The organism is Halonotius roseus (genome assembly GCF_006861655.1).
GTDB lineage: Archaea > Halobacteriota > Halobacteria > Halobacteriales > Haloferacaceae > Halonotius > Halonotius roseus.
This window is the reverse complement of record NZ_SESI01000002.1, coordinates 571,651-582,120: the sequence shown is the minus strand read 5'-3', so window position 1 is coordinate 582,120 and position 10,470 is coordinate 571,651. Positions and strand designations below refer to the sequence as shown.

Genomic DNA, 10,470 nt, shown 5'->3' with positions numbered 1-10,470 from the left:
ACCTTGTCGCGGTCGATTATCCCAACAGCCGGCGTTCGATCCGGGCAAGATAGCCGAGGCTGAGACAGGTCGCATGGATGACCCAGAGGCCGATCCCGACGACCAGCAGTGCGGCACTCGTATACAGCATGACGCGCGCGACGACAAACGAAAAGAGGTTCAGGCCGAATGAGAGGGCCACCGCGACAAGCCCGCCGATCATGAACGTTCCCCCGTACAGCAGCAGTGTGTCGGAGTGAGGGTTCGTCTTCAACCCACCAGAAAAGTATGTCTCGGTGATCCAGTGATGTATCTGTGCTGGCATTGCTCCCATTGTTTGTTCCGTGTCGCTACCCCCTGCCCCGTCGCCGTTGATCTGCTGTCGCATCACAAACCCCCTATTAGCTATACCGTTGTATCCCACATGTAAAAACGATTGTATTGTATCGGTGACACGTATGAACGCGATCGTCGCACCGCATTGCGGCGAATTGGGTGGGACGCGAACGGAGTCTCTCAGTACTGTTTGGGAGTTGACCACGATATCTGCGGAGTGCTGTCGTCGATGAAGAGACGTAAAGTGGGAAGCAACTCTCGCTTCCCGACCTGTTCCGGGCAGGCGTGTTCGACAGCCGCACTCGTTGACACGAGGCGACAACTGTTGGTTCCGACGTGTGATATAAATAAGTGGTGTTCAGAATATCAAATCAAATAATGTAATGTTCGTATCAGGTGTCTGGCTCGGATCCTGGTTCGGATGGTTGTCCGCGAAGCAGGCTCGTCTGTTCGCGCCACGATTACCGGCTTTGAGAATTTCGGGGGTAGTTTTATTATTACACCGTGCCACGATTCCGATACCGTCTGACCACTTCCGGGCAGGCGGAAACCGTCACCTTTCCGGGCAGGCGGTTTGAACAGTCAACACACGTTGACACTGGTTTGGTACGCCTGATCCCGTCATACAGACGGGGAGGGCGTTTTTCGACATCTGGCTGTTTTAGTTGCGTATCGTTGGTGTCGCACCCACACTGATCGTCAGTTGATCTGATCCCAGTCGCCGGCGTGACCCGCCCGTATCTCGACCTCGTGTTCCGCCAACACCTCGTGGGGTTCGGAGTCGAGTTTGTCATCCAGTGTCTCATCGATGGAGCCGATAATTCCGGACAGGGCGGCCCAGATCCCGGCATCCTCGATGGGTGAGGTAAAGATCTCGTTTTGCCGTTCGATCCGCATCACGATCTCGCCGTCAACCTTGATTTCGATAACCTTCCCGTTTTCAAATCGTCGTGTCTCTGTGGGATCCGGGATCTCCTTCGACATACCCCTCTCTATTGGGTGTGGGGATTTGACTGCACGGGTTATCGTCGATCGCTGGTGGCTCAGGCGTCGGGAGTGGTTCCGGTCTGGCGGTGGCGATACACCTGGCGGTCTGGGTGAGAATAGGTGCCAGGCCAATTAATAGGGCGTCAGCAATACGTGGGTGCGTGCGCCGAGCTTAACACCACTCCGAGAGGATCACAGCGTCGGTTTCGTTGACCGAGAGCCACGCGCAGTCGCGGCTGATGTCGGCGATGACATACGAGGGCCGGCTGTCAGCGTCGTCGACGGCAGCCATGACTTCGGGCGTTCCGGCATCCCTGACAGGCGTGTGATCCTGTGTCATGGAATACTCTCACACGCTCAGGTATTTAATCATATCGGAACCGACCGCCGCGTCAACGGCCGCCTTCGGTTGATACAAGAGGCTGGCCGACGGTAGCCCGGGGTATGAACGTCGCTGACGCGATGACACCCCGCAACGAGCTTGTGACCGTTGAGCTCCCGGGCACCCGTGACGATGTCCTGACGTACCTACAAGAGTACGGCTTCTCGTCGGTGCCGGTGACCAAATCGGTCGACGGTGTCGATGTCTACCGGGGGATCGTCTCCCGCGATTCGCTGATCGAACGCCCTGATGAGGATCAACTCGCGTTGCTGACCGAGGAGGTCGCCACGCTCACCCCCGAGACCGACATCCTCGATGCGGCCGCCCACATGGTCGACAACGACGCCCGCCGCGTCCCGGTCGTCGATCCCACGGACAACGACGAACTCGACGGGATCATCACCGTCACCGACGTGGTACACGCCATCGCCCGCGAGCAGATCGACGGCGAGACAGCGGTCGGCGAGTTGGCGACCCATGAGATCAACACGACCTACGTTGACACCCCCCTCACTGTTGCCGAACGCGAGATCTACTACGCCCGCGTGCCCTACACCGTCGTCCTCAACGACGACGGCGACATGACAGGGATGCTCACCGAGGTCGACATCGTCGAGATCGCCCGCGTCGTCGAGGGCGAAGACGACACCGGCGAATCCATCGCCGAACAGGACTCCGAGTGGGCCTGGGAAGGCATCAAAGCCGTCGGCAACAGCTACTTCCCGACCCGTAACGTCGAAATCCCGGCCGAACCGGTCGCCGAGATCATGACCAGCGACGTGATCACCATCGGCAAGACCAAGACCGCGACCGACGCCGCTCAAGCGATGATCACCAACGACATCGAGCAGATTCCGCTGGTCTCCGGCGGCGACCTCGTCGGCATCGTCCGCGACATCGACCTGCTGGAGGGGCTCTGATGGTCGGCCAGCAGGCACTCACCGAACTCGCCAAACGCCGCGGCTTCTTCTTCGGTGCCAACGAGGCCTACGGCGGGACGGCGGGCTTCTACACCTTCGGCCCGGAGGGCGCGGCCCTCAAACGAAATGTCGAATCCGCGTGGCGCGAGCGGTTCACCCTCCGACTCGGCAACGAGGAGATCGAAGCCCCGACCGTGATGCCCGAACCCGTCTTCGAGGCGTCGGGCCATCTCGACGGGTTCGACGACATGCTCATCGAGTGTGCGGAGTGCGGCGAGAGCCACCGCGCCGATCACCTGATCGAGGACGCCGTCGCCGACATCGAAGACGCCGAAGCCCTCGGCGTCGACCGCGTCGAGGAACTGATCCGCGAGCACGACCTCGCGTGTCCGACCTGCGGGGCCGCGCTGTCGGGCGAGCCGGTCGAGGACTTCAACCTCATGTTCGAGACCTCAATCGGCCCCGGCAGCGGCCAGCCCGGCTATCTGCGACCCGAGACAGCCCAAGGCATCTTCGTCGAGTTCCCGCGACTCAAGGAGTACGCTCGTGGGCAACTCCCCTTCGGTGTCACCCAGATCGGGCCGGCCTACCGCAACGAGATCAGCCCACGCCGTGGCATCATTCGCGTGCGCGAGTTTACCCAAGCCGAGTTAGAACAGTTCATCGATCCCGAGGAGGACGAACCGCCGCTGGAAGACGTGGCGGATGTCGAAGTGACGCTCTACCCCGCGAGCGAACAGAACGCCGACGACGGCGACTACATCCAGACGACGATTGGCGAAGCGATCGACGAGGAGATCATCGGCTCGCCGTGGGTGGCCTACTTCCTCGGCGTCGCCCAAGGCTGGTACGAGCGCGTCGGCGTCGACATGGATCGGTTCCGCTTCCGCCAACACCTCGCTGGCGAGCGGGCCCACTACGCCGCCGACTGTTGGGACGCCGAAAGCGAAGTCGGCGGCAACTGGATCGAGATCGCCGGCTTCGCCTACCGCGGCGACTACGACCTCCGCAAACACGGCGAACACTCCGAGGATCGATTTACGGTTTTCAAACGCTACGACGAGCCGAAAACGGTCGAACGCGCGACCGTCAATCCCGACATGTCCGCGCTCGGCCCCGAGTTCGGCGGCGCGGCCGGCGACGTGGCCGACGCCCTACAGGAACTCGCCGAGAGCGACCCAGATGCCTTCGATAGCAACGAAGTTACCGTCGACGTTGACGGCGAGAGCTACACCATCGACACCGACGTGGCGAACTTCTCCGTTGAGGAACAGACGGAAAACGGCGAGCACATCACGCCACACGTCGTCGAACCCTCCTTCGGTGTCGGCCGGACGGTCTACACGCTGCTCGATCACGCCTACAGCGAGGACACCGTCGACGACGAGACGCGGACGTATCTCTCGCTGGCCCCGGAAATCGCCCCGACCGACGTGGCCGTCTTCCCGCTCGTCGGCGACGACGACCTCGTGACAACCGCCGACGACGTGGCCGACGAGCTGCGGGCCGCAGGCCTGTCGGTCAGCTACGACGACTCGGGCTCAATCGGCCGTCGATACCGCCGCCAAGACGAGATCGGGACGCCGTTCTGTGTGACCGTCGACCACGAGGGACTGGAAGGCGACAGCGAGCCGACGGTGACGCTGCGGGAACGCGATTCGGCGAGCCAGCTCCGCATCTCGGTGGCCGATCTCGCCGCCGAACTGGAGGCCGTTCTGGCCGGCGACGGTACGTTCGCCGATCTACAGGATCGCTACGAGCGCGTCGATACCGACGTAACGACCGCCTGACGATGCACCAGCCAGTATCGATGCGTCGACCAACACCGAGACGACGACCATGAGCGAGTACGGCCGGCGGGCGATCCACGCCAGCGGCGTCGGGATGCCGGCGATCTACCTGCTGGAGATCGTGACGTGGACGGAGCTCCGGTATTTCATGCTCGTCGTGACCGGGATCGTCTTCACCCTCGAATTCCTGCGGCTCGTCGTCGGTCTCGATCACCGGATCTACGACGAGATCACCCGCCCCTACGAACAGCACGCGGTCGCGGGCTACGCGCTCTACATGCTGAGTATGACGAGCGTCGCCGTGTTGTTCGGCCCGGCGGTGACGATCCCGGCGATGTTGATGCTCATCCTCGGCGATCCGATCAGCGGCGAGTTGGGCGACAACGCGGCCGACGAACACAAACGCCCCGCGGTCGTCGCCGCGATGTTCGGCGTCTGTTTCGTCCTCGCCGTCCCGTTTACCGTCGCCGGGTCGACCCTCGGTGTCGGGGCTGTCGCGGCGGCGGTCGGCGCGGCTGTCGGCGCGGTCGCCGACGGGATCAAACCGGTCGTTCGTGGTGTCGCTGTCGACGACAATCTGACGATCCCGCCGGTCGCCGCCGCGGGTATCGCCGTTGCGTTCTGGCTACTCGGCGTCGACACCGGCTTCGATCCGCTGTGGTTCTGAGGGGCGATTGCACACGAAGCGATCACGTAATGGTTTTGTAGCCGCCCACCAACCACGGGATAATGGCAGTCGCCCGTCGCACCGCGCCAGCGTTCGTCGGCGAGCGGCGGCTGCGGCGACTACCGCGAGCGGGGCCGACCGGCGGCCTCGCCTCGTTTCGACGGTCGGGCCGGTAGGCCTCGGTTCTGGTTCGACCGTCGCTGTTTCGTTCCGCGAAACCCTATTTTTAACCGCGTAGAGCCGTCTATCCGGCTATTTTCGGATTTGTAAATCACTGAATTTAAGGCCCACTCCCCGTTTGGTGGGAGTAATGACAAACCGCGTGGCACTGGCGTTCAGCGGCGGACTCGATACGACCGTCTGCGTGCCGGTTCTCGAAGAGGAGTACGACTACGATGAAGTGATCGGCGTCACCGTTGACGTCGGCCAGCCGGCCGACGAGTTCGAGGAAGCCCGAGAAACCGCCGAGGCGCTCGATCTTGACCACCACGTCGTCGACGCCAAAGCGGAGTTCGCCGACCTCTGTTTCGACGCCGTCCGCGCCAACGCCGACTATCAGGGCTATCCGCTGGGCACCGCCCTCGCCCGGCCGGTGATCGCCAAAGCGATCCTCCGCGTCGCCGAGGAGGAGGACTGCGACGGCATCGCCCACGGCTGTACCGGCAAGGGCAACGACCAACTCCGTTTCGAGGCCGTCTGGCGAGCCTCCGATCTCGACGTCATCGCGCCCGTCCGCGAGATGGGGATGACCCGCGACTGGGAGATCGAGTACGCCGCCGAGCGCAACCTCCCGGTCGAGGCCGGCAACGAGGGTACGTGGTCGATCGACACGAACCTCTGGAGCCGCTCCATCGAGGGCGGCGACCTCGAAGAGCCAGATTACGTGCCGGGCGAGGAGATCTACGAGTGGACGACCGCGCCGAGCGGCTTCGGCGAGGAGATCGAACTCGGCTTCGAGAACGGCTATCCCGTCTCGCTGAACGGCGAGGCAATGAAGCCTATCGAACTCATCGAAGAACTCAACGAACTCGCCGGCTCCTACGGCGTCGGCCGTACCGACATGATGGAAGACCGCATGCTCGGGCTCAAAGTGAGAGAAAACTACGAACACCCGGCGGCGACGACGCTGCTCAACGCTCACGAGGGGCTGGAAGCACTCGTCCTCACGAAAGAGGAACGCGACTTCAAACAGCAGGTCGACGCCGAGTGGAGCCAGAAAGGCTACGAGGGCCTCGTCGATGGCCCGCTCGTCGCCGCACTGGAGGGCTTCATCGAGGAGACGCAGACCAAAGTCACCGGCACGGTGACGATCCGCTTCGAAGGTGGCCAAGCCCGCGTCGTCGGCCGCGACAGCGAGTATGCCGTCTACTCCGCCGACGCCGCCTCCTTCAACACCGAGAAAGTCGGCGACATCACCCAAGCCGACGCGACCGGCGTCGCCAAATATCACGGCTATCAGGATCGCATCGCCGCCGAAGCCAAGCGCGCCGCCGACGCGAAACGCAAGGCGAGCGACGGCGACGACGAGAGCGACGAGTAAGCAATCATGGGCGACGACGCGACAGCCGGCAGCGGCGACGACGCGGACGACGAGACGGTCGTCCGCCGTGACCGCTTCAGCGGCGGCCCCGCCCGCGAGTTCTTATCGAGTCTCGCCGGCGACAGTCGGATTTTCGACGCCGACCTTGCGGTCGACCGCGCCCACGTTGTCATGCTCGCCGAACAAGGGATCATCGACGACGACGTAGCCGGCGAGGTTCTGGGCGCGCTCGATGATGTCGAATCGGCCGGGCACGGCGACCTCCCCGATGGCGAGGATGTCCACGAAGCCATCGAGTCAGCTGTCATCGACTGCGTCGGCCCCGACGGCGGGAAGATGCACACCGCTCGCAGCCGCAACGACGAGGTAGCGACCTGTATTCGCTACCGCCTTCGCGCGGATCTGTTGGAGGCCGTCGAGACGACGCTCGCGCTGCGCGAATCGTTGCTGGAAGCAGCCGCCGAGCACAGCGAGACGGTGATGCCCGGCTACACGCATCTCCAGCCGGCCCAACCGACGACGGTCGGCCACTACCTCTCGTCGTATGCGGCCGCCGTCGGGCGCGACACCGCACGCCTGCTCGATGCCTACGACCGCACGAACGAATCGCCGCTCGGCGGCGCGGCCTTCGCGGGCACGCCGTTCGATATCGACCGCGAGCGCACGGCCGAGTTGCTCGGCTTCGGCCGCGTCGTCGAGAACTCGATGGACGCCGCCTCAGCGCGGGACTTCCTCGCGGAAGCGACCGCCGCGCTGGCGATCCACGCGACCACGCTGTCGGGACTCGCCGAGGACATCGTCGTCTTCGCCAACAAGGGGTATCTCGATCTGTCGGACGACTACAGTTCGACCTCCTCGATCATGCCCCAGAAAAAAAATCCCGATACGCTGGAGTTAACCCGCGCAGTTGCCGGCGATGCGACCGGCGAGTTGACGGGGCTGTTGACGACATTGAAGGGGCTGCCGCGGGCGTACAACCGCGACCTCCAGCGCGCGCACCCACACACGTTCCGCGCGGTCGACGCCGTCGTCGAGGCGTCGTCGATCGCGGCGGGCGCAGTGGCGACCGCCGACTGGAACGCCGAGGTGCTGGCGGCGGAAGCCGACGCCGGCTTTGCGACGGCGACCGGTATCGCCGACCTGTTGGCGATGGCCGGCCTGCCGTTCCGCACGGCCCACGAGGTCGTCGCGCTGGCAGCCGAGGAAGCCGAACACAGCGACGACGGCGTGACGGCCGCCGTACTTGACGCAGCCGCCGAAGACGTGCTGGGCGAATCGCTGTTCGAGTACGTCGACGAGAAGAGCGTCGAATCCGCGCTCGATCCCGCCGCAAGCGTAGCGAGCCGCGACTCCCGCGGCGGGCCAGCAGCCGAACAGGTAGAGGCGTCGATCAAGAGTGCACGCGAAGCCCTCGCTGTCGACGGCGACGAACTCGCTGCGCGCCGCGAGCAGGTGGCCGCAGCCGACGACGCATTACAGGAGGCCGTCGAGGCGTATGTCTGAGCCACTGTACCCAGCGCGTCGATACCGGCGGCGGGGCCGACGGCGGCGACCCCCATCCGGGGGCACACCACCAACATGAAATCGATCCGAGTGTTTCACTACGCCGCAAAAACGCCGCAAATCACGCGAAGTGGCGACGCCATTTAGTGTAAAATTTCATACAAGTTCGATGTGTTTAAGTATATACGTCGGGAACTCCTGCGTACACCCATGTCAGAAGCAGATTGTCCGGAATGCGGTGCAGGCGTCGACCTGCACGACGACCTCGAAGTCGGAGAGATCCTCGACTGCGGCACCTGCGGTGCCGAGTTGGAAGTCCTCGCAGCCGACCCGCCGGAACTCGACACGGCCCCGGAACTCGAAGAGGACTGGGGCGAGTAACGTGGCTGCGACGCCCGCGGCCGCAGCGGGGGCGAACGATCCAAACACAGCACAATGAAGATCGGTATCCTCTACTCGCGGATCAGGCAGGACGAGAAGCTGTTGCTCAACGAGCTGCGCGACCGCGACCACGAAATCGAGAAGATCGACGTGCGGAAACACCAGTTCGGCCTTGACGGCACAACTGCCAACGTCGAGGAGCTCGATCTCGTCGTCGACCGCTGTCTGTCGACGAGCCGGTCACTGTACGCGACGCGCTTTATCGATCACTACGACGTGCCCGTTGTCAACAGCCCTGAAACGGCCGACGTGTGTGCCGACAAGGTGAAAAACAGTCTCGCACTCGACGACGCTGGCGTCCCGACGCCGGATACGAAAGTCACCTTCACCGTCGATGCGGCGATGGAGGCCATCGAGTCCTTCGGCTACCCCTGTGTGCTCAAGCCGGTCGTCGGCTCGTGGGGTCGCCTGATGGCGAAGATCGACTCCGAGAGCGCGGCCGAAGCTATTCTGGAGCACAAGAAAGTCCTCGGCCACTACGAGCACAAGGTGTTCTACGTCCAGGAGTTCGTCGATAAGCCCGGCCGCGACATCCGCGTCGTCGCCACCGACGGCGAGCCTGTCGCGGCGATGACCAGAACCTCGGATCACTGGCTGACCAACGCCGCGAAAGGCGGTGACACCGACGCCTTCGAACTCGACGATACCGCCCGCGACCTCGTCGAAAAAGCGAGCGACGCGGTCGGCGGTGGCCTGCTCGGCGTCGATCTAATGGAAGTCGGCGGCGAGGAAAGCGGCGAGTACACCGTTCACGAGATCAACCACACCGTCGAATTCAAAGCCCTCAACGGCTGTGTCGATACCGACGTGCCGGCCACCGTCGTCGATTGGCTGGAAAGGAAAGCCCAGACCCCGGAGGCACCCCAATGAGCGAGACCTACACCGCCAGCGTCGTCGGCGGTACCGGCTTCACCGGCGGCGAGTTGCTCCGCCTGCTCGCCGGCCATCCCAACTTCGAGATCAAGCAGGCGACCAGCCGCTCGAAGGCGAACAAAACGATCGGCTACTCCCACCCCAATCTCCGCGAACTCGACCTGCGATTCAGTTCGCCCGACGACCTCGAATCGGTGGACGTACTGTTCGCGGCAACCCCGCACGGCGTCTCGATGGAACAGATCGACGAATTTTACGAACACGCCGACACTGTCGTCGATCTCTCGGCGGACTTCCGGCTCAACACGGCCGACCAGTACGAGGAGTGGTACGACGGCCACAGCGCGCCCGAATACCTGGATAAGAGCGTCTACGCCCTCCCCGAATTGACCCGCGACCAGTTGCCGGGCGCTGACCTCATCGCCAGCGGCGGCTGCAACGCCGCCTCGACGATCCTGGGCCTGAAACCGCTTTTCGATTCTGGCATCCTCTCCGGTGACGAGCAGATCGTCGCCGACGTGAAGGTCGGCTCCTCGGAGGGTGGCGCGGGCGGCGGCGACGCCTCCAGTCATCCCGAGCGGTCGGGCGTCGTCCGCCCGTACGCCCCGACGGGCCACCGCCACGAGGCCGAGATCGAGCAGTTCCTCGGCGTCTCGCTGTCGTTCACGGTGCATGCGGTCGATATGACCCGTGGCTCGTCGGCGACCTGCCACGTCTTCCCCGGCGAGCCCGTCTCGAAGGGCGACCTCTGGAGTGCCTACCGCGAGAGCTACGAGGACGAACCGTTCGTCCGGCTGGTCGCCGGCGGCGGTGGCGTCTACCGCTACCCCGAACCGAAGGCGGTCGCCGGCACCAACATGGCTGAGGTCGGCTTCGAACTCGATCCCGGCAACAAGCGACTCGTCGCCTTCTCCGCAATCGACAACATGATGAAGGGCTCGGCCGGCCAGGCGATCCACGGCACGAACATCGCCCTCGGCCTCGATGAGACCGCGGGCCTCGACTTTCAGGGGCTCCACCCGGTCGGCGCGCCATAACACGGAGTGGTTGTT

At 63.8% G+C, this 10,470-nt stretch carries 11 protein-coding genes; 8 read left to right on the top strand and 3 right to left on the bottom strand.

What is annotated here, in order from left to right; genetic code table 11:
- Positions 1-16: 16 nt before the first annotated feature.
- The 3 genes from EWF95_RS09020 to EWF95_RS13575 form a co-directional block, all read right to left on the bottom strand.
- On the bottom strand, positions 17-304 hold the full coding sequence (locus tag EWF95_RS09020) for a hypothetical protein (protein ID WP_142443727.1): 288 nt from the start codon (positions 302-304) through the stop codon (positions 17-19).
- A gap of 710 nt (positions 305-1,014) precedes the next feature.
- The gene (locus EWF95_RS09015) at positions 1,015-1,299 is read right to left on the bottom strand and encodes a hypothetical protein (RefSeq protein WP_142443726.1); all 285 of its coding nucleotides are present in this window, start codon (positions 1,297-1,299) and stop codon (positions 1,015-1,017) included.
- Between the two features lie 175 nt (positions 1,300-1,474).
- A complete protein-coding gene (locus EWF95_RS13575) occupies positions 1,475-1,642 on the bottom strand; it encodes a DUF7556 family protein (RefSeq protein WP_185911752.1) in 168 nt (55 codons plus the stop codon).
- 104 nt (positions 1,643-1,746) lie between these two features.
- Here EWF95_RS13575 and EWF95_RS09010 point away from each other — a divergent pair, with 104 nt between their 5' ends.
- From EWF95_RS09010 to argC, 8 genes are all read left to right on the top strand, one after another.
- On the top strand, positions 1,747-2,604 hold the full coding sequence (locus tag EWF95_RS09010; RefSeq protein WP_142443725.1) for a CBS domain-containing protein: 858 nt from the start codon (positions 1,747-1,749) through the stop codon (positions 2,602-2,604).
- On the top strand, positions 2,604-4,394 hold the full coding sequence (gene glyS / locus EWF95_RS09005) for a glycine--tRNA ligase (protein ID WP_142443724.1): 1,791 nt from the start codon (positions 2,604-2,606) through the stop codon (positions 4,392-4,394). The genes EWF95_RS09010 and glyS overlap by 1 nt, the downstream gene beginning before the upstream one ends.
- A gap of 49 nt (positions 4,395-4,443) precedes the next feature.
- Positions 4,444-5,061 (top strand): dolichol kinase, encoded by a 618-nt coding sequence (locus EWF95_RS09000; RefSeq protein ID WP_142443723.1) that lies wholly within the window; start codon positions 4,444-4,446, stop codon positions 5,059-5,061.
- Between the two features lie 310 nt (positions 5,062-5,371).
- Positions 5,372-6,601, top strand: coding sequence for an argininosuccinate synthase (locus tag EWF95_RS08995; protein ID WP_142443722.1), 1,230 nt, complete (start codon positions 5,372-5,374; stop codon positions 6,599-6,601).
- A 6-nt stretch (positions 6,602-6,607) separates the two neighbouring features.
- On the top strand, positions 6,608-8,104 hold the full coding sequence (gene argH / locus EWF95_RS08990; RefSeq protein WP_142443721.1) for an argininosuccinate lyase: 1,497 nt from the start codon (positions 6,608-6,610) through the stop codon (positions 8,102-8,104).
- A gap of 210 nt (positions 8,105-8,314) precedes the next feature.
- Positions 8,315-8,485 (top strand): lysine biosynthesis protein LysW, encoded by a 171-nt coding sequence (gene lysW / locus EWF95_RS08985; RefSeq protein WP_142443720.1) that lies wholly within the window; start codon positions 8,315-8,317, stop codon positions 8,483-8,485.
- Positions 8,486-8,539: 54 nt separating this feature from the next.
- On the top strand, positions 8,540-9,415 hold the full coding sequence (gene lysX / locus EWF95_RS08980) for a lysine biosynthesis protein LysX (protein ID WP_142443719.1): 876 nt from the start codon (positions 8,540-8,542) through the stop codon (positions 9,413-9,415).
- The gene (gene argC, locus EWF95_RS08975; RefSeq protein WP_142443718.1) at positions 9,412-10,455 is read left to right on the top strand and encodes an N-acetyl-gamma-glutamyl-phosphate reductase; all 1,044 of its coding nucleotides are present in this window, start codon (positions 9,412-9,414) and stop codon (positions 10,453-10,455) included. Before lysX ends, argC begins: the two co-directional genes overlap by 4 nt.
- Positions 10,456-10,470: the final 15 nt, after the last annotated feature.